18 protein-coding genes are annotated in these 21630 nt (G+C 57.7%); 11 read left to right on the forward strand and 7 right to left on the reverse strand.

Annotated features, from left to right (window positions below):
• Positions 1-110: 110 nt before the first annotated feature.
• Complete coding sequence (locus tag HDF10_RS17385; protein ID WP_183815630.1) at positions 111-1130, forward strand: SH3 domain-containing protein; 1020 nt, start codon at positions 111-113, stop codon at positions 1128-1130.
• A gap of 223 nt (positions 1131-1353) precedes the next feature.
• Positions 1354-2238, forward strand: a complete 885-nt coding sequence (locus tag HDF10_RS17390) for an undecaprenyl-diphosphate phosphatase (protein WP_183815631.1) — start codon at positions 1354-1356, stop codon at positions 2236-2238.
• Positions 2239-2251: 13 nt separating this feature from the next.
• Here the strand turns inward: HDF10_RS17390 and HDF10_RS17395 are convergent, their stop codons facing one another.
• Positions 2252-2608: a DoxX family protein gene (locus HDF10_RS17395; RefSeq protein ID WP_183815633.1), complete on the reverse strand. Its 357-nt coding sequence runs from the start codon at positions 2606-2608 to the stop codon at positions 2252-2254.
• Between the two features lie 108 nt (positions 2609-2716).
• Positions 2717-3181, reverse strand: a complete 465-nt coding sequence (locus tag HDF10_RS17400; RefSeq protein ID WP_183815635.1) for a PA2169 family four-helix-bundle protein — start codon at positions 3179-3181, stop codon at positions 2717-2719.
• Positions 3182-3564: 383 nt separating this feature from the next.
• Here HDF10_RS17400 and HDF10_RS17405 point away from each other — a divergent pair, with 383 nt between their 5' ends.
• On the forward strand, positions 3565-6243 hold the full coding sequence (locus tag HDF10_RS17405) for a DNA translocase FtsK (RefSeq protein WP_183815637.1): 2679 nt from the start codon (positions 3565-3567) through the stop codon (positions 6241-6243).
• A 129-nt stretch (positions 6244-6372) separates the two neighbouring features.
• Here the strand turns inward: HDF10_RS17405 and HDF10_RS21225 are convergent, their stop codons facing one another.
• Together HDF10_RS21225 and HDF10_RS17415 are read right to left on the reverse strand one after the other, a co-directional pair.
• On the reverse strand, positions 6373-7671 hold the full coding sequence (locus HDF10_RS21225; RefSeq protein ID WP_183815639.1) for a DUF3999 family protein: 1299 nt from the start codon (positions 7669-7671) through the stop codon (positions 6373-6375).
• Complete coding sequence (locus HDF10_RS17415; protein WP_183815641.1) at positions 7668-9566, reverse strand: DUF2339 domain-containing protein; 1899 nt, start codon at positions 9564-9566, stop codon at positions 7668-7670. Before HDF10_RS17415 ends, HDF10_RS21225 begins: the two co-directional genes overlap by 4 nt.
• 84 nt (positions 9567-9650) lie before the next feature.
• On the opposite strand from HDF10_RS17415, the gene HDF10_RS17420 reads away from it, so the two are divergent.
• The 7 genes from HDF10_RS17420 (at position 9651) to HDF10_RS17450 (ending at position 18218) form a co-directional block, all read left to right on the forward strand.
• Complete coding sequence (locus HDF10_RS17420) at positions 9651-10367, forward strand: response regulator (RefSeq protein ID WP_183815643.1); 717 nt, start codon at positions 9651-9653, stop codon at positions 10365-10367.
• Positions 10368-10402: 35 nt separating this feature from the next.
• A complete protein-coding gene (locus HDF10_RS17425) occupies positions 10403-11110 on the forward strand; it encodes a response regulator (RefSeq protein WP_183768758.1) in 708 nt (235 codons plus the stop codon).
• A 40-nt stretch (positions 11111-11150) separates the two neighbouring features.
• Positions 11151-12158, forward strand: coding sequence for a YpdA family putative bacillithiol disulfide reductase (locus HDF10_RS17430; protein ID WP_183815645.1), 1008 nt, complete (start codon positions 11151-11153; stop codon positions 12156-12158).
• Between the two features lie 164 nt (positions 12159-12322).
• The gene (locus HDF10_RS17435) at positions 12323-13609 is read left to right on the forward strand and encodes an NAD(P)/FAD-dependent oxidoreductase (RefSeq protein WP_311732808.1); all 1287 of its coding nucleotides are present in this window, start codon (positions 12323-12325) and stop codon (positions 13607-13609) included.
• A 92-nt stretch (positions 13610-13701) separates the two neighbouring features.
• Positions 13702-15426: an ArnT family glycosyltransferase gene (locus HDF10_RS17440; RefSeq protein WP_183815647.1), complete on the forward strand. Its 1725-nt coding sequence runs from the start codon at positions 13702-13704 to the stop codon at positions 15424-15426.
• Positions 15427-15514: 88 nt separating this feature from the next.
• A complete protein-coding gene (locus tag HDF10_RS17445) occupies positions 15515-16561 on the forward strand; it encodes an acyltransferase family protein (RefSeq protein ID WP_183815649.1) in 1047 nt (348 codons plus the stop codon).
• A 58-nt stretch (positions 16562-16619) separates the two neighbouring features.
• Complete coding sequence (locus HDF10_RS17450) at positions 16620-18218, forward strand: ArnT family glycosyltransferase (protein WP_183815651.1); 1599 nt, start codon at positions 16620-16622, stop codon at positions 18216-18218.
• On the opposite strand, the gene HDF10_RS17455 is transcribed toward HDF10_RS17450, so the two are convergent.
• The 3 genes from HDF10_RS17455 to HDF10_RS17465 form a co-directional block, all read right to left on the reverse strand.
• A complete protein-coding gene (locus HDF10_RS17455; RefSeq protein ID WP_183815653.1) occupies positions 18215-19099 on the reverse strand; it encodes an ABC transporter permease in 885 nt (294 codons plus the stop codon). The two genes, HDF10_RS17450 and HDF10_RS17455, sit on opposite strands and share 4 nt — an antisense overlap.
• Before the next feature lie 56 nt (positions 19100-19155).
• A complete protein-coding gene (locus tag HDF10_RS17460) occupies positions 19156-20127 on the reverse strand; it encodes an ABC transporter ATP-binding protein (RefSeq protein WP_406706669.1) in 972 nt (323 codons plus the stop codon).
• Positions 20128-20216: 89 nt separating this feature from the next.
• Positions 20217-21254: a zinc-dependent alcohol dehydrogenase family protein gene (locus tag HDF10_RS17465; RefSeq protein ID WP_183815655.1), complete on the reverse strand. Its 1038-nt coding sequence runs from the start codon at positions 21252-21254 to the stop codon at positions 20217-20219.
• Positions 21255-21387: 133 nt separating this feature from the next.
• Here HDF10_RS17465 and HDF10_RS17470 point away from each other — a divergent pair, with 133 nt between their 5' ends.
• On the forward strand, positions 21388-21609 hold the full coding sequence (locus HDF10_RS17470) for a hypothetical protein (protein ID WP_179585564.1): 222 nt from the start codon (positions 21388-21390) through the stop codon (positions 21607-21609).
• Positions 21610-21630: the final 21 nt, after the last annotated feature.

Consider the following 21630-nt stretch of genomic DNA (forward strand, 5'->3'; position numbering starts at 1 on the left):
GCGCATATGGGGAGTCGTGGATGATATTGGTTCGTTTGTTGAAGAGCGAAAGTTTAGACTGGACCGTGTTTGGCTTTCCAGAGGACTATGGCGGCGTCTAAGTGAGGTCTATGCGAATTTTTTCTGTGAGATATGCGGCAGTTGGTGTTGGGGCGGTGCTGCTGGTGGCGAATGTTGCTGCGATGGGGCAGAAGAAGGGAAAAGACTACGACAGGACGGCCATTGCGACGGTGCTGCATGATGCGAATGTGTACGTGGCGTCGGATGCAGATGCGCAGAAGATCTCGCTGGTTACGCCGGGCCACGAGATACAGATTGTTGAGCGGAGTGGCGCCTGGGTGAAGGTGTTTGCGAATACCGATATCAACGATGACGCGAATGAGGACGATCGCAACAAGCCTGAGTTTGGCGAGGACGCGAATGTAACTCCGGCTTCGGGGTGGATTCGGGATAAGGGAATTCTTGGGCCGGGGACGGCTGGTGGGGATGTGATTCTGTTTGGGTCGGCGGCGAACTTTGAAGATGAGGCGGAGCGGCCGCATGCACCGAAAGGCGCGGCGGGGGCGGCTCATCTGCTGTATAAGCGCGTGGCGGAGTACTTTCCGGATTCGCCGCTGGCGGGTGAGGCGGCGTGGCGGGCGGCGGATATTCGGTGGCAACTGGATAAGGTCGATGTCAGCACGCTACCGAGTGCGAAGGAGCAGGAGGCATATCTGCGGCCGCAGATTTATGAGGGCGAGCTGAAGAAGGTGATGAAGATATATCCGGGTGAGTTTGCGGCGCGGGCGGCGTTCGATCTTCTGGATAACAAGCTGTGTGGGGATTGGCAGGGGCTGCCGAAGTGTCCGGAGATGGAGACGGGGCTTTATGTGAAGTATGCGCAGCAGTATGGGGATGGGCCTAAGGCTGCGGAGGCGCTTTACAACGCGGTGTATCGTCAGGGCGTGGTAGTGACGATGTACCTGGTGCAGGAAGATAAGAAGCGGTCGGAAGAGGCAGCGAAGAGGACGCAGGCGCTGGCGATGGATTTGAAGGCGCGGTATCCGAAGTCGGAGTTCGCAGCGCGGGGGGCTAGTATTGCGTTTCGGGTTTCGCAGGGGATCGCGATCTATGGGAGTGATCGGGATTAGAGGCGATGTCCTGCCGGACGGGCCACTACGCGTGGAGGGGTCACTTCGTGACTTGTATACCCCTTCGGTTGGCGCTCCCGTTGGTCGCGGGTGGATCTCGTGCCGACCAACGGGAGGACCACGCTTTAAAAAGGCGTGCGAACGCCCGCGCTCCGCAGGAGGCCCGTCCGGCAGGACCTACCTTGTTTACCGTTTACACATACGGACGCTTTAGGATGGATGCATGTCGATTCTTCATGTCATCCTCCTTGCCATCGTGCAGGGTCTTGCTGAGCTGTTGCCTGTCTCGAGCTCCGCTCACGTTGTAGTCGCCGAAAAACTGTTGGGGCTGGACCCGACGACGCCGCAGATGACGCTGCTGCTGGTGATGCTGCACACGGGTACGATGTTCGCCGTGATTGTTTACTTCTGGAATCAGTGGAAGAAGACTTACTTCTCGAGTGGCGACGCGTTCAAACGGTTTTTGATTCGGTTGGTATGGGCTTCGCTGCTGACTGCTGTCATTGGCGAAGTGATCATCAAGGTGATTGAGAAGACTGCATTTAAAGGGGCTTCGAAGGGTGAGATTGAGCTGCTGTTTGGGCGGCTGGATCTGATCGCTCCTGCGCTGTTCGCTGCGGGCTTGTTGATTCTGCTTGCGGGCCTGATGGAGAAGCGGCGGATGGGCGCGCATGAGAAGGTCTACGGCGACAGCGTGACGATGCGGCAGGCGGGTTGGATCGGCGCAATTCAGGGATTGTGTCTGCCGTTCCGCGGATTTTCGCGGTCGGGCGCTACGATCTCGACGGGGATGTTGACGGGCGCGAGCAAGGAGCGGGCGGAGCGGTTCAGCTTTGCGCTGGCTGTGGTGCTGACGCCACCGGCGGTGGGACGCGAGGTGATGCGGCTGGTGAAGGCGTCGCATGCAGCGACGGCGGCGGGTGTGCCCATTGATCTGCATGGGAGCATGATGATGGGGTTGCTTGGTGCGGTGTTTGCGTTTCTGGCGGGACTGCTGGCTTTGAGGTGGTTGAGCAGCTGGCTGGAGGAGGGCCGGTGGTATCTGTTTGGGATCTACTGCCTGGTGGCGTCTGTGGTGGTGTTTGGGCTGTATCACGCGGGGTACTAGATGGCGCAGGTAGCTATCGGCGGGTGTAGAGCCAGGCCCAATAGATAAGCGGAATCTGCAGGGGGACGCGCAGCCACTGCGCCCAGCTTTGCCCCATGATGCCGGGCAGGCGCAGGTGCGACGTTGCCATGTAGATGTTGGCTGGAAGGACGGCTATGAGCAAAACGATCAGCCCCCAGGCTGCGGCTTGGCGCGTGGAAGGGATCAGCAGTCCGATGGCGCCTAGTAGCTCGGCTGCGCCGCTGAGGTAGACCAGGAGTTTGTGCGCGGGTAGATAGGGCGGCATGATGCGGAGGTAGACGCCTGGGGCCAGGAAGTGAAGGCTCCCGGAGATGAGGAAGATTGTGGCGAGAAAGATGCGTCCGATCATGCTGAATCACTTCGCTCTTCTTGCATGCTTCACGCTAACAAAAAAATGCGGGCAGCGAGATCGAACTCTCTGCCCGTCGTCGAATTTGTACGCCCTTGGCTATTCTGACTATTTGGATACGAGGGAGTCGCGGTGGCTCTTCACGTAATCGTGAGAGGTGAGGACGTGGGCCTGCTGCTCTGCGACGAGCTGGCGGACGGGGAGCGGAAGATCCTGATTGAGAGCGTCGGCGTAGGCCTTCTTGGCCTCGTCTTCGCCCTGTTCGGCAGTCTCGAGGAGGGTGTGGTCGCCGCCGCCGAGCTTGGCTTTCAGGTCTCCCCAGACGCGGTGGAGGGTGCCGGCGGTCGTCCCGGACTCTTTGATGTCGTGTACACCGTTCTGATGGAGAATCTCCTCCAGGTCGCCGCGGAAGCTGGCGCGCTTGAGAGATTCGGCGAGGAAGTAACGTTTGAGAGTGTCGTCTTTCAGATGTTCGCCGATGTCGGCAAAGCCTTTCTGGCTGTCGAGAAGGGTGCTGATGAGGGAGTTGAGAGCGCGCTGCATTTCGTTCTGCTTACCTGAATCTGTCGGCATGATGTAGACCTCAATCTTGAGTGAAGGTAGGTGCGGGATGCGGTTGGTGCAGGGTCCGTCGGCTGTGCGCGATTCTCCTCCGCCGACGGCAAGCAAGAGAAATCGCGAAAATCCCGCTCCCCTGCCAACCGGTTCTAAGGACCGCCGAGTGAAATTTGGCTCGGCGGTGAATATGAAGGAGTAGATGCAGGGAGTGCCCGTGGGTTTGTATGTGGATACCCCGAAGTGAGGTTTTTCGACATTTGTGCAGGGGGTTGGGGAGGGTCTGGGATAATCGAAGGTGCTCTGGTGATTTGCGGGCTCGGTTTGGATCGGACGGCGTGAGAGGTTGTGCGCGCCGTGACGGATGAGCCCGCGCGTCCCCCTCACATGAAGGCTCCCCAATGAAAACTCTGAGACTTGTTTCGACCCCCACGCGCAACCGCCGCCTGAATGAGATTCTCGGGATGGTCGTACTGGTGAGCGCGGGGCTGTTGCTGCTGGCTTTGGCGAGTTACACGCCGACTGATCCGTCGTTCGATACGGTGGGGCAATACGTGAAGGGGCGGCCGGCGCACAACTGGACCGGGATGGTTGGGGCGTATCTCGCCGATGGGATGCTGCAGCTGATTGGGGTGGCTGCATTCTTTTTGCCGCTGGTGTTGGGACGATTGGGGATTTGCTGGATGCGGTCGCGGCCGGCTGGATCTCCGCTGGCGAAGACGATTGGGCTTGGGATGTGGGTAGTGTTTGGGCCGGCGGCGATTGCGCTGCTGCCTGGGGAGATGATGTGGCGCGGCTCGCTGCCTATCGAGGGGACAACAGGACGACTGCTGGCAGATCTGCTGGTGCATTATCTGAATCTGCCGGGCGCGGCGATTGTGTTGACGCTGATGGTGGCGGTGTCGCTATACCTGGCGACTACGTTCACGTTCAATACGGCGCGGGAGTGGGCGACGATCCGGTTTGGATTTGTGCAGCGGCTGTGGGAGTGGTGGTCGCAGCGGCGGAGTCGCCGGGCTGGGGCTGAGGTTGATTTTGAGGAGTCGTATGGAAGCAAGCGGGAGCAGGCTGATGCTAAAGCGCGGCGGGCTCGTGAGCTTGCGGAGGCGGCAGAGCGCAGAAGGCTGGAGCCTGAGCCGGAGCCGGCGACGCTACTGGGTGGATTGTTCGGCTGGTTGAGCAGAAAGAAGAAGGTGCAACCGATCTCGATTGTGCCTGAGGAGGTTGCCGTCGGGCATCATGCTTCGATCTTTGGGGCGATGCCGCGGACGCTGGTGGATGCTCCTCCGGTGACGGCGTTTGGCACGGCGGCGGCGGCGGTTGCGCCGTTTGCGGAGGTGTTGGCTAAGGCGGCGGCTCCGGTGCATGCGCTGGATGATGAGTCGAACTTCAGAGAGTTTGCTGGTGCTGAGGAGTGGCGTGAGCCGGCTTCGATGAAGGCTGCGGCTCCGGCACGTGCGCCGAAGAAGGTTGGGGAGGAGCCGAGAGCTTCGTTTGCTGCTCCTGTCGCTGCTGCTTCGCAGCCGCTGCATACGCTGCCGGATAACATCTCGTTTGGCAGGCGTGCGGATGCGGACATCAAGCCGGTGACGATTGTGCCGAAGAGTGTGCGCGGGTACAAGCTTCCGCCTTCGTCGCTGCTTTATCGGAGTGAAGAGCACGCTGTGGTTCGCGAGGATGCGCTGCGCGAAGAGGCGCGGGTGCTGGTGGAGAAGTCGGCTGAGTTTGGCGTCGATGGACAGGTAACCCAGATCAATCCAGGACCGGTGGTGACGACGTTTGAGTTCAAGCCGGAGGCTGGGGTGAAGGTCGCCCGGATCACAGGGCTGGCGGATGATCTTTGTCTTGCCATGGCTGCTGAGTCGATTTTGATTGAGCGGATGCCGGGCAAGAGCACGGTAGGGATTCAGGTGCCGAACCATGAGCGAGAGACGATCTGGCTGCGAGATGTGGTCGAGTGTGAGAGCTTTGCGCAGAGCAAGAGCAGGCTGGCGATTGCGCTGGGCAAGGACATCAATGGCCGCATCGTTACTGCGGATCTGGCGAGTATGCCGCATGTTCTGATCGCGGGTTCGACTGGCTCGGGTAAGTCGGTTGCGATCAACGCGATGATTATGAGTGTGCTTTTCAAGTCGACTCCGGAGCAGGTTCGCATGATTCTTGTGGATCCGAAGCGGGTGGAGCTTGGGATGTATGAGGGGATTCCGCATCTGTTTACGCCGATCATTACGGAGGCGAAGCTGGCGGCGAATGCGCTGCGCAATGCTGTGCGTGAGATGGAGCGAAGGCTGAAACTGCTGGCTGCGAATCATGTGAGGAATATCGACCAGTTCAACAAGCTGTTCGACCATGGCAGCGAGTACTTGTTTGAAGATGTGAACCAGGAGCCGCTGCCTTACATCATCATCATCATCGACGAGTTGGCTGACTTGATGATGCTGGATCGGGCGAATGTTGAAGAGTCGATTACGCGCTTGGCGCAGATGGCTCGTGCGGTGGGCATCCATCTTGTGCTCGCTACGCAGCGGCCTTCGGTCGATGTAATTACTGGGTTGATCAAGGCGAATGTGCCTACTCGTATGAGCTTCCGATTGGCGACGAAGGTGGACTCGCGGACGATCATCGATTCGAATGGTGCGGAGAGCCTGTTGGGACGCGGCGATATGCTCTATCTGCCGCCGGGGACCAGCCGGGTGCAGCGTGTGCACGCTCCATTCGTGACGGAGAAAGAGATCTCGGCTGTGACTGCTTTCTGGAAGGCGCAGGGCGAGGCTGAGTATGTGCATGGCTTCCTGGAGGGACCGAAGGAAGATAACGGCACGGGTAAAGATGGCGATGGCGGGGGCGATGGGGACAACAACGACGAGCTGTATGACGATGCAGTTCGGTTGGTGTTTGAGTTTGGGAAGGCGAGCACTTCCCTGCTGCAGCGTAGGCTGCGGATTGGATATGGGCGCGCTGCTCACCTGATCGACATGATGTACAACGATGGTCTGGTGGGGCCTGCGGATGGATCGAAGCCTCGAGAGATTCTGAAGTCGCCTAACTGGATCAGTGAAGTGGATGCGGCTATTCGGTAAAAGATAATGTCCTGCCGGACGGGCCTCCTTCGCGGAGGGCGGTCACTTCGTGACTTGTATACCTTGTCTCGGTGGGATGGAAATCACGGTCCTCCCGTTGGTCGGAAGATATGCTCTCAGGGCTGACAGCTAGTGGTGGACTGTCTTCGACGAGCGGATGGCGACGATCGCGAGGATGCAGATCACGATGAGAAGCGCGATCCAGAGCAGGTGAGGATGGCGGTCTGTGAGCGGGCGCGCATCGGGGCGATCGCGATAGGCGGAATTGAACTGCTCGGGACCTAAGTTTGCTGCGTGAAACTCGCTCGAAGGGGAGAAGAGGCGCGTGTAGTCGTACTGCGGGGCGGTAAGGGCGGCGTCTCCATAGAAGAGGGTGAGAGGCTGAGCCGCGGGGGCGTCAAAACAGATCTTGCGCTGGCGCATCTCAAGGCGAATGGCGGTGATGGGAAGCGGGGCGTCGTCACCGTTGTTGACTGCGACTTCGACTGTCGCTGCGCTTTGCATGTTGGAGCCGAGGGTGGCGGGGACGCTGAGTTGCTCCTGACGGATCTCGCGGCCGGCCTGCGTGAGATGGACGCGAAGGATGGTGCCGGCGAGGGTTTCGCTGAGTCCGTCGGCTGGGTTGGGCGTGGCGGTGGGGTGGTCCGTGATGCTGATGTCGCGGCTGAAGTTCGCTTTGAAGGCGGGTGAGATGGAGAAGGAGACGCGCTCAATGGGGATGCGTTGCGGCAGGGCGAAGGTTGCGACGGTTTTGGGGCCGCGCTGAGAGACGGCGGTGGTCTGGACTGCTGTGGTGTAGAGGGACTGGGCTTCGCGGCTGGGAGGAACGGTGGCGCTCTGCACCATCTTTTGCAGGGCCTGGGGGGAGACGTCGAGGGTATGGGTGCCAGTAGCTGGGGAGACGGCGAGTTCGATGTGGAGATAGGGGAGGCTGGTCTCCTGCAGGTGGATCGTCGTGCTGCGGGAGAGATGCTGGCTGGTGAGATCGAAAAGAGTGAACTCGCCGAGCTGTGTCTGGTTGGTGTAGCTGGGGTCGCGTGTGCCGGAGACGGTTGCGGTGGCGAGGAAGTCGTGTCCGTCGAGATCGAGTATAAGCTCGGTGTAGGGGCGGTTCGGCATTTCGAGGTCAAAGACGATGTTGCGACCGCGGAGGCCGAGGTTGCGGATGGTGGCGGTGTCGTTGTCAGACTGTTGCGGCTCGCTCAGCGTGATGGCGTAAGGGATCTCGCGGTTGTCCTGGAAGAGGCGGAGATCTTTGAGCGACGGACCGGCGTGAGGAAAGAGGGATGGATCTATGATCGCGCAGCTTTGACCTGCGCCTGACGGCGTGGTGAGGGTTCGTTCGTAGCGGAGGTAGCGTGGGTTGGTGCGCTCCGGAGTTGCGGCTGCCTGCCAGATAAGGAGGGTCAGAAGGATCGCAGACTTCACTGGTCGGCTCCTTCGTGGTTGGGCAGATCGGATGTGGGATTGGGGAGGCGGAGGGCCAGCCAGTCTTTCTGATAGGCGAAGCTGATGGCCATCAGCAGGGCTCCGAGTCCGAGAAAACTTAGAACTCGATAGCCCTGGCTGAGGTTGCGCAGGTCGTAGAGGAAGGCTTTGCCGATGGTGAAGACCAACAGCAGGAGCGCCTGCCAGCGGATGAAGGCTGAGCGCTTCCAGAAGCCAATGGCGAGCAAGCCTGCGCCGTAGAGCATGAGGAAGGCGGAGATGGCGAGGGCCTTTTGCAGGTCGGCTTCGGGATTGCCCGCGGTGACGCTCCATGCGGAGTCAAGCTCGCGGAGGCAGGCGAGGATGGCGATGAAGTTGAACGCGACGATGGAGGACCCCGCGATGGTGAGCCAGTTGGGGAAGGCTTTGTTCTGCTCGTCGGAGTGGCGAAGGGAACCATGTGCGAAGAACGCGGAGAGGCCTAGTGCGGCTAGTCCGAAGAGAGCGGTGGCGAAGCGGAGATTGAGGAATGCGGTGTCGATTCGTTCGTTGAGCCAGAAGGGTTCGACCAGGAGGCCGCAGATGCCGAGGACGAGAGCAGCGGCGGCGAGGCGGCGAAGGATGAGCGGGGCTGGCTCGGGAGTTTTGTCTGGTGCCGGGCTGGACAGACGGGCTGCGATCCATAACAGGGCTGCGCCCTCAGCGAGCCAACCGACGATGATCCAGCGACCGCTGGCCTTGAGGGGAATGGCGATGGTGAGGAAGACGATTGCGAGAGAGAGATGGACGGCGGAGGTGACGCGGGGCTGGGGCAGGCGCATCAGGCCGAGATAGAGCGCGGCGAACAGAACTGCCAGCCAGGGGAGGAGATTGTGATTGCCGGTGTCCTGCAGGATGGAGTAGAACGCGAGTGCCGCGAAGGCCGCGTTCGCTAGTGGGAGGAGGATCTCGGTGATCGCAGTAGATGGGTGTTCTTCGTTTTGCTGAATGCGGATGGAGGGGAGGAGGAATGTTAGGAAGAAGAGGCCGATGAAGATCGCTGTGATGGCGAGGGGCTTCTGGGTGTTGTAGACATCGAACCATTCGACATACCAGCCGATGAAGAAGGCTACGGTGAGGGGGAAGGCTCCGAAGAGAAGGCGCGGCCAAGGCTTGAGACGGACAAGCAAGACCGTTGCTATATCGATTGCGAGGATGTAGGTGAAGAGGAAGACTTCGTGGTTGCCGCCTGTGGAGAGGAGCAGAGGAGTTGCAAAGGCTCCTGCAAGGGCATAGGCGGCGAGGATCTGGCTGTTCTGCGACCAGGCCATGTAGGCGTTCCACGCGGTGACGAGGATCATGGCGGAGAGAGCGACACCGGCGGGTAACAGATGATAGAGCTGGAAGGCGGCCCAGAGAGACAGGTAGAGGGCTCCGCTGCCGATGGCCTTGAGGGAGTAGGAGAAGGCGTTGAAGCCGTGGCGGCGAAAGCGCTCCGACCAGACGACGACTGCGGCTCCTGCGATTAGACCCGCCAGGATGCGGCCAATGGGGCCGATCCAGTGGTTGTCAATGGCCCACTTGAGAAAGAGAGTGGTGGCAATAAGAAGTGCGACGATCCCGATGCGGCTGAAGAGTTGGGAGCCGATGCGGTCTTCGAGGGATCCGCTAGCTTTGGGAAGACTGCGGTTGACTCCGGGGATCGAGACGATGGATGGAGTTCCGGGAGGAGGTGGCGGAGGGGAGGACAGTTTGCGCGCTCGCAGGGATGGGGTCGAGCGCAGTTCTGCCAGTTGCTGCTCGAGACCTTCGACACGGGCGTAGAGGGCTGCGAGGGCCGCAGCCAGTTGGGCTTGCTCATTGGGCTGCTTCGGCCGGTCCTGATTCTGCTCGTCCTGCAGATCCCCTGAAGCCATGGCAACTACTTTACCGCTACGAGCGCCATAGTGGTACAGAAGACTGTCAGTTGATAGTCTTTGCGCTGAGGATGATTGAAATACATGCCGGTTCGGGTTTTGATTGTGGATGACGATGAGTTGAGTCGCGAGGTGCTTACGCTTCTGGCAGAGCGGGCGGGATACGAGGTGGAGGCGGTGGAGTCGGGGGATGCGGCATTGGTGCATGTGCAGCGAGTACGTCCGTTGCCGGACGTGGTGTTGACAGATATGCAGATGCCCGGGACTGCGGGGGATGAGCTTGCTCGGCGGCTGCGCGGACTGTGCGGGGCGGGGACTTTGCTGCTGGCGATGAGCGGGAGCGAGTTGGAGGATTGGGCGGGGCGGGAGTTCGACGGGTTCCTGCTGAAACCGTTTACGATGGAGACCCTGGCGGGAGCGATCTCCGGTGGTTCCGCTCGGGGCGAAGCGGGAGCAAGCGGCGCGAGTGGAGTTGTGTTGGATGAGGGCGTTTACGCGAAACTGATAGGGTCGATGCGGCGTTCACAGTTAGACGAGCTATATGCGCTCTGCCTGAAGGATGCGGAGGCGAGGGTTGGGAGGATGCGGCGGGCAGCATCCGAGGGCGATAATGCTGCGTATAGAAAGGAGGCCCATGCGATCAAAGGCGGATGCGGAATGGTGGGTGCCCTTGAGCTGCAAAGACTTGCAACGTCAATGGAGGAGCGGGGTTTGTGTGATGACGATGTAGCTACACTGGACGAATTCATGGTGGCGTGCGAACGGCTGCGGCGTATTCTGGTCGCACGCGAAAGCAACTAGTGTCGAGTCAATGAGTTGTCGGGAGATGATGCACGATGAAGGAATCGATAAAGAAATCTGACGATGCAGTTGTTGCGGCGACACCGATTCGTATCGTTGTTGCCGACGATCATCCTGTAGTGCGCTTCGGCGTGAAAAACATGCTGGAGAATGAGGCTGGCTTCGAGGTGGTAGGCGAGGCCGAGGACGGCGATGTGGCGATTACACAGACGCTGGAGCTGGAGCCGGATATTCTGCTACTCGATTTGCAGATGCCGCGTCTGCCTGGGCTTGAGGCTCTGCGCGCGATTATGAGCAAGTCGCCGCGCGTGAAGATCATCATGCTGACGAGTACGATCTCGACGCAGCAGATTATCGAAGCGCTGCAGATCGGAGCTCGCGGGATCGTGCTGAAGGATGCGGTTGCGGGCGATCTTTCGCGTTCGCTGCGTGCTGTACTGTCTGGCGATTACTGGATTGGCGGCGAGCGTGTCGTGAATCTGGTGACGGCACTGAATGAGTTGATGAAGAAAGCGGCCGCGGTGCCCGAACGGAAGACCTATGGGCTGACACCGCGAGAGTTGGAAGTTGTGACCTGCATCGTGGAAGGCTGCAGCAACAAGGATGTGGCGAAGCAGTTCACCATCAGTGAGGAGACGGTGAAGCGGCATCTTTCAAATATCTTCGATAAGACCGGCGTTTCGACGCGGCTGGAGCTGGCGCTGTTTGCGATTGCCCACAAGCTGGTTGTACTGGATAACTAGCTCTGGGACTGGACGCTTGCACCTTCAGTAGAATGAGGGGATGAGTGAGGGTGCGGATTCAGAGATTGTAGATTTACTGGTGATTGGCGCGGGTCCGACCGGCATGGCCTGCGCGATTGAGGCACAACGGGCTGGCTTTACGACGATGCTGGTCGATAAAGGCTGCCTTTGCAACTCGCTGTTTCATTACCCGGCGCATATGACGTTTTTTACGACGCCGGAGCTTCTGGAGATCGGGGACATGCCCTTCTCCAGCCCTAATCAGAAGCCTAATCGCAGCGAGGCGCTTGAGTACTATCGCAAGGTGGCGGAGTTCTACAGGCTGGACGTTCGACAGTATGAGAATGTCGAGCGGGTGGATGGCGGGGACGGAAACTTTACAGTTCATACGATGGATCGCTTTGGGCGGGCGGTACAACATCCTGCGCGGAAGCTGGTGATTGCCACCGGGTACTACGATCTGCCGAACTATCTTGGAATTCCAGGGGAAGATCTTAGCAAGGTGAAGCACTACTATCATGAGCCGCATCCCTACTACGGACTCGAGGTGCTTGTGATCGGGGGCAAGAACTCCGCTGCGATTGCTGCGCTCGATCTTTGGCGGCATGGGGCGAAGGTGACGCTGGTGCATCGCGGCAAAGAGATTCAGAAGAGCGTGAAGTACTGGATTCTTCCCGACATCAATAACCGGATCAAGAATCATGAGATCGAAGCCTACTTCGACAGCGTTGTCACAAATATTACTGAGGACGATGTGACGCTCGCGACTCGGAGGGGAAAGGTGACGATTGCAAACCAGTTTGTGTTTGCGCTGACGGGATACCATCCGGACTTCGAGTTCATCGAGCGGTTGGGGGTGAAGCTGGATAAGTCGAATGATCGTTGCCCGGTATGCAATCCGGCTACGCTCGAGAGCAATGTGCCGGGGATCTATGCGGCTGGGGTCATTGTTGCGGGCGAGCGGACGAGCGAGATCTTCATCGAAAATGGGCGCTTCCATGGGAAGTTGATCGCGGAAGATCTGCGGCGAAAAGGAGTTGCGACTTAGCTTGCGAAAATCGGCCGGAGCAACAGTCCCCGCAGCCAATCCTTTTGTTTGACTACCGACGGATGGTAGTCTGGAACCCACACTAGCAGATCTTCAAGTAAGCGTTCGACTTCGCGCTTTGCGCAAACTTAAGGAGAAGGTGCCTTATCGCTCACGTTGTAATCATCGGATCAGGGGCAATGGGTCTTTCCGCAGCGTTCCACGCCACTAAGGCCGGACATACAGTCGAAGTGCTGGAGGTGGCGCCGGAACCCGGAGGCATGGCCGCACACTTTGACATGGGAGGGCTTTCGATTGAGCGCTTTTACCACTTCATTTGTAAGAGCGATGTGCCAACGATGGAGCTACTGGAAGAACTTGGTATCCGCGATCAGCTGAGATGGAGGACTACCTCCATGGGCATCTTTACCGGCAACAGGATGCACGATTGGGGGACTCCGCTTGCGCTACTAAAATTTCCAGAGATCAGTCTCCTCTCCCGGCTCAGATATGGCCTGTTTGCGTTTTTGTCTGTACGCAGAGAACGCTGGGATGCGATTGAGACTGAGGCAGCGCATACCTGGATTACACGATGGTGTGGGACGGAGGTGTTTGACCGTCTCTGGAAGCCGCTGTTCGCGCTGAAGTTTTATCAATATGCGGATAATGTTTCAGCGGCGTGGATATGGACGCGGATCAAGCGGATCGGCCGCTCCCGCAAGTCGTTCCTGGAGGAAGAACTCGGCTACATTGAAGGCGGAAGTCTGACGTTGGTGAATGCTCTGTGCTCGTCGATTGAGAAGAGTGGTGGGAGGATTCGCACGCGTTGTGGCGCGAAGAAGGTAGTCGTGGAAGGTGGACGGGCAACTGGTGTGATCACGTCCGAGGGTTTCGTGCAAGCGGATGCGGTTATTTGTACGGTGCCGACGCCGCTGGTTACGGCGATGATCCCAGACCTGCCCGAAGATTGGAAGGCACGTTACGAATCGATCAAGAATATGGGCATCTGCTGCCTCGTCTTTAAACTCAAGCGATCGATAAGTCCGCACTTCTGGGTCAATATCAGCGAACCTGATATGGCTATCCCGGGAATCATTGAGTTTTCGAGGCTAAGACCTGTAGGCGGCGAGACGGTGGTGTATGTGCCTTACTACATGCCGAACGACAATATCAAATTCACCTGGACCGATGAAGAACTTCTGAGCGAATCGTTCGGATATCTGCAACGATTAAATCCGGAGTTGACGCGCGACGACGTTATCGCTCAACATGTAGCTCGTCTTCGTCACGCACAGCCTGTCTGCGAACCTGGATTCGCAGCGAAGATTCCACCTATACAGACTCCTATACGCGGACTACAAGTTGCCGACACTTGCTTTTACTATCCCGAAGACAGAGGGATCTCCGAAAGCGTCCGTCTCGGGCGTCAGATGGCGGAAGATCTTTCCAAGCTCGAGTTTCCGTCGGCCTGACGTACGATTGTCTAACCTGGCTTACGACGCAACCGTACTTCGGTTGGTTGTTCGTCTTCAGTCGAGCGAACTCGAAAGAACGAGGGTTGAAGTTGTCTATTGAGAACCGGCGTGGTGTTTTCTATCCTGCATTGATTTGTGCGTTTGCTTTGGCCGCAGCCGTTGCAATCTCGCATCCGGTGCTGGAGATGGCAACGTGTGACGACTGGTCTTATGTGTGGAGTGCAAGGGTGCTGGCCGAAACAGGCCATGTTGTGTACAACGGTTGGGGAGCCATGATGCTGGGATGGCAGTTGTACCTTGGCGCCCTCTTCATCAAGCTATTCGGCTTCTCTTTCACTGCTGCTCGAATCTCTGTTCTGATTGTTTCCATGGGGACGGTCGCGTTGATCCAGCGACTCTTCCTGCGATTCGGGATTAGCCAATGGAATGCTACGATCGCAACTTTGACGATTGCCCTCTCGCCACTCTTCCTCCCGCTGGCCTATAGCTTCATGTCCGACGTGCCTTGCCTCTTCTGCCTCATCGTGTGCTTTTATGGTTGCGTGCGTGCCATGCAGGCCAAAACTGACAGGGCCACTGCAGGCTGGCTTGTCTTCGCGGCGTTGTCCAACGTGCTTGGTGGGACCGTACGTCAGATCGTGTGGCTCGGTGCGTTGGTCGTCGTACCCTGTACAACGTGGTACCTGCGCCGGCGAGCAGGCGTTCTTTTAGCTGGTGCAGTCGCTTGGCTGGTGAGCGCCGTTGCGATTGTGGGGTGCATCCATTGGTTCAACCACCAACCGTATTCCGTGACAGAGAAGCTGCTGTCCAACCCACACACGTGGATTGAGTTGTTAGCGACTATAGACAGGTTGATAAGAAACTGTCTGGCAACATGCTTGTTTGTGCTACCAGTCCTGATTGGGTTTGTCTGGAAGCCCCGTGTGAGCTCTAAGCGAATGCGCAATCAGTATGTCGCCCTCTGTACCTTCCTTGTGTGCATAACCATGTTTTTTGTATTGCATCACGGTCCTACAAACTGGCTCGCTCCTTTCTCTCACAATATAGTGACCGAAAAAGGGTTGAGCGATGGTTCTGGAATGGTCGGCCATCAACCAGACATTCTTCCATTCAGTCTTCGGCTGATCTTATCCGTCCTGACTTTTGCCGCTATCATCACTTTTCTTCTTCAGGTATGGAACTCTTCCTTTAGGGAGAATCTCCCTTCAGAGAAGGCATCTGTTCTCCCGTGGCGGGCGCTGTTCACGATCTTCGCCCCATTTACAGTGGCCTATTTTTTTCTGATGGCAACCCGAATCGATATCTACGATCGATACATGCTTCCCCTCATCTTTATATTCATGGTAGTACTCCTGCGTGTCTATGAACAGCAGGTTGGCGATCGTTTACCTGCCTTGAGCATTCTTCTAATCATGCTATTCGCTGTATTTGGAGTGGCCGGTCTGCATGATCTTTTTGCCTTGGGTCGGGCGCGATTGACAGCAGCTAACGAGATGCGTGCCAAAGGCGTTATGAGAACAGAGATTCAGGGCGGGTTTGAGTATGACGGATGGACCCAACTTGAAAGTACAGGCTATATAAACAACGATCGAATCCACATTCCGGTCGGGGCCTTCCATCCTTTCGCCCTACCCACTAATCTTCCTTCCAAGTGTTATTTTGCTCTGGCAGAGTTCGTCCCCGCAGTCAACGCCCGCTACGTACTTTCCTTTGACCAGTCGTCCTGCTATTCGCCTTCAGAGTTTGCGCCGGTTTCCTATCGAGCCTGGCTATATCCATATGATCGGGCTGTTTATATCCAGAAGATACCCTAGTTCGAGCAGATCTCTTCCTGAGTTGTCCGTCTGAAACGAGTGTAGCCCCGAAACGCAATACTTATTTTTGGGAATAAAATAAACCTTCATGCGGATTCACAGTCTTGATGGTCTTCGGGCAGTCGCAGTGCTGGCTGTGATACTGCATCATCACGAGATTTTGCGAGGCGGGTGGGTCGGTGTCGATCTTTTCTTTGTGCTATCAGGCTATCTGATCACTCAGATTCTTCGCAGAGACCGACTTCTGCCTCATTACTGGAAACGGTTCTACATCAAACGCGCGACACGAATCCTTCCGCCAGTCCTGCTTTTAATTGCGTATGTTGCGGTGGCATTCAAGCCCCGCATGCTTTCCGTTCTGGCATACCTGGGGTTCATGGGCAATTTTGCCAGCGCTTCAAGCTGGGTCATTCCGAATTTGATCATGTTGTGGTCGCTGGCGGTGGAGGAGCACTTTTACCTTGTGTTTCCCATAGCAGTCCGCAATATGCAGCGAAGAAGTCTGCAGATTTTGTTACTGGGGCTTCTACTGATTGAGCCGGTGTTACGGTTCCTTGCTACTCCTCATGTGCGGGCTTACGAGCAAATTTATTTCTTGACCCCATTCCATTTAGATGGTCTGGCGATGGGCTGCCTGCTTGCGATCTGGAGCGAGACGGATAGGGGAAAAGCACTTCTTACCCGATGGTCAGGAGCTACCCTTGTTGTCTCGTGGGCTTTGTTCACGCTGATGTCGCGGGCGTTGCCGCATACCTTTGATCGCGAGGCGAATACACAACTCTTCAATACCCTTGGTTATAGTCTTCTCGGGGTTTGTTGCGCCAGCCTGGTGGCTCATGTCTTGTTGCATCCCTCTGCCGCACTGAGCCGTGCCTTGTCGTGGCGGCCGCTCACCTTTATTGGCGTCATCAGTTATGGTTTGTACCTCTGCCATCAGCCAGTTCGTAGCGCTTTTACAGGAGCAACCGGACTGCCCTCCAAAGTGGCGTTTCCGCTTACCCTATCACTCGCTATTCTTTTGAGCTGGATATCATTCCGGTGGTTTGAAACTCCTCTGATAGGATGGGGCCAAAAGCTTGCATCGGCATGGCGTGCGGACAGGCTGGACAGCAAGGTGACGGCTGTGGATGCATAGACGCGAACGCCACCGATGAGATTGCACCACGTTATTTAGCCGCCGGGGGGACTGCTTATTGCCTACGAGAGAAGGACTGCTGAAACGAAATACCTGGCGCTGGATTGCGTTGCTGGCTGTATTGCTGAGTGGGGTCGCGGCTCGAACCTATAAACCCCTGGCGATTCCGGCAGGTTTTGATCAGGACGAAATGTCAGAGGCCTACGAGAGCTATTCGTTGCTGAAGACGGGAGCCGATCGATGGGGCTATCGTCATCCGGTTTATTTCGTTGGGTGGGGATCAGGCCAGAACGTGCTGCAGGCTTACGCTACTGTTCCTGTCATTGCTTTTTTTGGACTATCAGGGTTCTCCACGCGTTTTTTTGATCTTGCCTGTGGACTGCTGACGCTGCCTCTTTTCTTCGTCGTGTGCCGAAGAAATTATGGAGAGCGTGCTGCGTTGTTGAGCACCCTGTTTCTGGCTTTATCTCCATGGCATATCGTGCTTTCTAGATGGGCTGTCGAATGTAACAGCTTGCCCTTCTTTGTTCTGCTGGGAATCATCTGTTTTCAGGAGGCATTGAGCAGAAGATCGACCCTTCTGACCGCCATCTGTCTGGTTCCGTTTGCGATTGCCTTCTACGTCTATGGAATCGCGTTGCTGGTTGTGCCAACTCTGATGCTCCTGTTACTGATGACGGAGTTTCGCCGGATAAAGGCCGATTGGCATGCTTGGGCCGTCGGAGTCGCGGTGTTTCTCACGGTCTCTGCACCCTTTGGCTTCTTCGTATGGAAAAACTATTTGGTAAAAAGAAGCTACGGCTTCGAGCGGTACCTTCCGGTCTCCGTTCCGCTGATTCCTGTCAATCGGCTGCATCAGTTATTGAAGCAAGAAAGCACAATCTCCAACAATATTAAATTCCTGACGCATGCGTTGCAGGATCATACGACATGGAGCCAGGTGAAGCTGTCCCCACCAATTCCGTTGACTGTGCTGGCGTTGGCAGCGATTGGGATTCTCTTGACTATGTCGCGGGCGATCCGATCGCGAAGAATCCCCAACCCACTCGTTCTCTGGCTGGTGGCCGCTCTTCCGGTTTTTTTGATTGTGCCGGTACAGATTAACGAAGCCATAAATATCTACGCTCCGTTGCTCGCTCTTGCTGGCGCCGGGGCGATGGCTCTTTGGTACAAGCTGCGGCGGGTGCGCCTGCGGCCGGTGATTGTGACTATTCTCTGGTGCCTCTTCGCGTTCGAGTCGGGCTGGTTTCTGACCAGTTACTTCGGAAAGAGATATGCGGCGCAGAGCGCCCCTGACTTTCATCCGGAGATGAAGGAGGTTCTCACGAGACTGCAGAACATAGCCCACCCAGAGGACTCGGTTTTTCTTTGTAACCTCTTGAGACTGAACTATATCTATGTGCTCTATTACAACCGCATCGATCCAAAGCGGTTTCAAGATGCACACACGACGTATGCAAACCCCGATTTCGATCAGTATGTCTTTACCCGAGTGAGACTCGCACAACGAAGCGGGCCGGTTACCTATGCGATCTATCGAGGCGAGACTCCCATTTGCGAGAATCCATCGGAGGTTAGAGTGGTTGGGATGTTTGAGACAGGTCGATGCCTTGCGCCTCTACCGTTTATCGGCCCCGAAAACTCCCCTCTCTATTAGCCGATGACTCGGCGGAGGAAACCCTTGATGCCCAGCCAGGTGAGGAGGCAGAGAGAGGCTACAAGCATGCCTACGATGAGGTAGGGGTCCATGTGGGGCAGAGTGGGGGTGAGGGCGGCGCGTAGGCCTTCGCTCATGTAGACGATGGGGTTGATGAGAACGCCGACCTGGAGCCAGCGAATGTGAGTGAGCGCGGCCCAGGGGTAGTAGACGCAGCCCAGGAACGTGATTGGAATCACGACCACGCCGAAGATTAAGCCGATCTGCTGCGGTTTGACGCTGGTGCCGATGGTGAGGCCGAGCGCGCCCGCGGTGAGGCTGGCAAGAGCTACAACCAAGATCAGGAATGGCCAGTTGCTGATATGGGTCGTGGGGTGCGTCGCTGGGACGTAGTAGGCCAGCGGGTAGACGATACAAGCGGCGATGACGCTCTGGACCGCGGAGAAGCAGATCTTTTCGATGGCGACGAAGGGTACGGGCAAGGGGCACATAACGCGGTCATCGATCTCACGGGTGATACCGAACTCCTGCGCGAGAGGGAGGGCGACGGCGGCGATGCCGGAGAACATGATGGCAACGGCCATTAGACCTGGAAGTAAGACCGTAGAGAAGGCGTTGCCGGCCATGGATGCGGTGGGATTCATGGCGGCGCCGGCGTTCATATGCGGGATGACGTAGGTGAAGACGAAGAGGAAGAGCAGGGGGTTCATGCAGACGCGGATGATGAAGGGGAAGAGCTCGCGACGCAGGACATGGAGATCACGGCGGAAGAGACCGACGAAGGCGCGAGTGTACTGAGTAAGCTTCGGGGTTTGAGCGCCGCTGGTGGATTCGCGATTCTGCGGCACGCTCGGTTTTGCGGCTTCTGCCAGTTGGGTCATAGATATCTCGATCTTGGTACGGTGCTCCTGTTGAGGTTTCCCCTTCGCGCTCGCCGCTACTCGCGAAGGTCGCGGCCGGTGAGGCGGATGAAGACGGTCTCGAGGCTGGTTTCGGTAATGGTGAGATCGCGGAGGCCGTACGGGTTCGATTCGCGGACGACGTCGGAGAGCAGACCTTCGGCTCCGTGCGCTAGAACGCGTACGCCCTTGGGAGTGGGCTCTGCGCTGGCCACTCCGGTGAGTTGCTGGAGCTGCTGCACCAGGGTTGGGATGTTGTCCTGACTACGGAGGTAGAGCTCGTAGACCTTCTGCGCGCCGACAGAGCCTTTGAGTGCAGCGGGGGTGTCCTGCACGAGGATCTTGCCGTGGTCGATGATGGCGACGCGATCGCAGAGTTCGTCGGCCTCCTCCATATAGTGGGTGGTGAGGACGACAGTAATTCCCTCTTCGCGGAGGTTGCGGACGGCCTCCCACATGGCGATGCGGCTTTGGGGGTCGAGGCCGGCGCTGGGCTCATCGAGGAAGAGAACCTTGGGGCGGTGTGCGATGGCTCGGGCGATCTGGACACGCTGGGCAAGGCCTCCGGAGAGTTGCGCGGGATAGGCGCCGGCACGCTCGGTGAGGTGGAACTGAGCGAGAAGCTGATTCGTCCGTCCTGTCGCCTCGGGGCCGGAGAAGCCGAAGTAAAGACAGTGGAAGTTGATGTTCTCGTAGATGGTGCAGGCTCGGTCGAGGGTGTTGTACTGGGGCACCACGCCGATGAAACGACGCGCCACCGCAGGGGTTTTGACGACATCGATACCTGCGATGCGGACACGCCCGGAGGTGGGCAGGGCGCGGGTGGTGCAGATACTGATGGTGGTGGTCTTGCCTGCGCCGTTGGGACCGAGAAGGCCGAAGAGCTCGCCCTCGCGGACGCTGAGATCGATGCCATCGACGGCGACGACTCGTTGCTTGCCTTCGTAGATCTTCTGGAGGCTTTCGATCTCGACTATCACTTTGACATAGCCCTCCTGCGCTTCTGCGATTATATGCAACGTAACGGAGCACTCTGAACGCGGAGTTGTTGACTGTTTGCAATGCCAACAAGTGACGCTCTGAAGTTATTAACCGGCGTTTACTTCTGCGATGTGATGCGAATGACGATTTTCCCGAAGTGCGACGCGGACTCCATGTGAGCGAAGGCCTCGGCGGCGTGGGAGAAGTCGAAGACCTTGTCGATGACGGGATGAAGGCTGGCCTTGGAGATGGCATCGTTCATCTGCTCGAACATGGCACGGGAGCCTACATAGATGCCCTGCACGCGAAGTTGCTTGTGAAGAATGGGGGTGAGGGCGACGGGATCCGAGGTGGCGGCACCGGAGAGTACTCCTATCTGCGCGATAGTGCCGCCGACGCGGGCTGCTCGCAGGGATTGACCGAAGGTGCCGCCACCGCCTACTTCGAGGATGCGATCCGCGCCTATGTTCGCGGTCGTTTCGGTGACCCATTTGGACCAGTCGGGGCGCAACTTGTAGTTGCATCCTTCGTCGAGGCCGAGGTTGCGGGCGCGGGATAATTTTTCCTCGCTCGAGGAGGTGCCGAGGACCCGGGCTCCGAGGAGCTTTGCGAATTGCAGCGCGAAGATGGAGACGCCGCCTGTGCCCTGGATGACTACGGTCTCTTCTGGATGGGTTGGATTGGCTGGGTCTCCGGCATGATGCAGGGCGTTCCACGCAGTGACACCGGCGCAGGGCAGAGTGGCGGCCTCTTCGTAGGTCAAGTGCTCGGGGAAGCGGACGACTCCTTCCTGGTCGAGGAGAGCGTACTCGGTGAGCATGCCGTCTACGTCTCCGCCGAGAGCGACCTTTGATTTGTCGGCGGTGAGCGGCCCGTCGAGCCAGCGCTGCATGAAGATGCCGCAGACACGGTCGCCGGCTTTGACGCGCGTGACACCTTCGCCCGTGGCGACCACCTCTCCCGCTCCGTCGGAACAGGGGATGCGCGGGAGGGCCATCTTCGGGTTGTAGAGACCCTTGACCATCATGAGATCGCGGTAGTTAAGAGAGACGGCGTGAACCTTGATCAGGACCGTGCCGGGGGTTGTTTGGGGAGTGGGCAGGTCGATCTGCCGGAGGTAATCGATGCCGAATTGCCGGACCGGGAATGCGTACATTTGGGGCCTCTGGACGACGTCAGGTACTGGTCAAATTGGGATGCAGAAGGAAGAGGAAGTGGCAAACTATTTATATATTGATATATCGCAGCGTAGAATGGGCAGTATGTCGCGAGGATGGGAGAGTAAATCCGTGGAAGAACAGCAAAATCAGGCTGCCGCTCCGAAACCTGTCACCGCAAACGATAATGCCGAGGTGGCGGAACGCAAACGAAGACGGCAGGCGTTAGAGTTGCAGCGAGAACGTATTCTGTCGGAGCGGACCTCAAGCCCGCATCGACGATCCGCGCTTACGATTGCGTTGGCCGATATCGAAGAAAAGCTCTCGGAGCTTGGGTGGTCGATTCACCTTTAGGCTTCGACTGCTGGCTGTGGC

Origin of the sequence: Tunturiibacter empetritectus (assembly GCF_014201375.1) — a bacterium.
Classification (GTDB): domain Bacteria; phylum Acidobacteriota; class Terriglobia; order Terriglobales; family Acidobacteriaceae; genus Edaphobacter; species Edaphobacter lichenicola_D.